We start from the raw sequence: 449 nt of genomic DNA, 5'->3' as shown, positions 1-449 counted from the left end.
TTCGCCGTCCCCGCGTCTCCGGTCGCCAACGTGAATACTAAGGGATCGATGTATAGATAATGCTCCGGCAATTTATACTCGCCGCAAGCGAGCTCTATCAATCTCCGCGCAATATCCATCTTCCTATCGACCGTCGCCGCCATCCCGACATCATCAATCGTAAGCGCTATCACCGGACACCCGAAGTCGACGGCCAGCGGCAGCAGCTTGTGTCCCTTCGCGCCACTGTGCTCGTAGTTTATGGAGTTGATCAATACCTGTCTCTTATACACATCTAGATGTGTATAAGAGACAGGTTCCTCCGAATCACCGTTTTATCGGTTTGCGGTTGAAGTTTGAGTATAGGTCATGTATATGGGTATCTCTAAAAATAGATTCTACAAACTCGTCATTGCGGGCTTGACCCGCAATCTCCTTGCAATTCATGGGGATGGCGGGTCGAGCCCGCC

General features: G+C 51.0%; 1 protein-coding gene. It reads right to left on the bottom strand.

Annotated features, from left to right (window positions below; genetic code table 11):
* On the bottom strand, positions 1-254 hold a 254-nt coding region (locus ACYVRA_RS08940; protein ID WP_461252361.1), incomplete at its 3' end, for a hypothetical protein.
* Positions 255-449: the final 195 nt, after the last annotated feature.

The sequence above is a fragment of the Treponema sp. R8-4-B8 genome (genome assembly GCF_054786175.1).
Note: the sequence above shows the minus strand (reverse complement) of the source record. Positions and strands in the feature narration are given on the sequence as shown.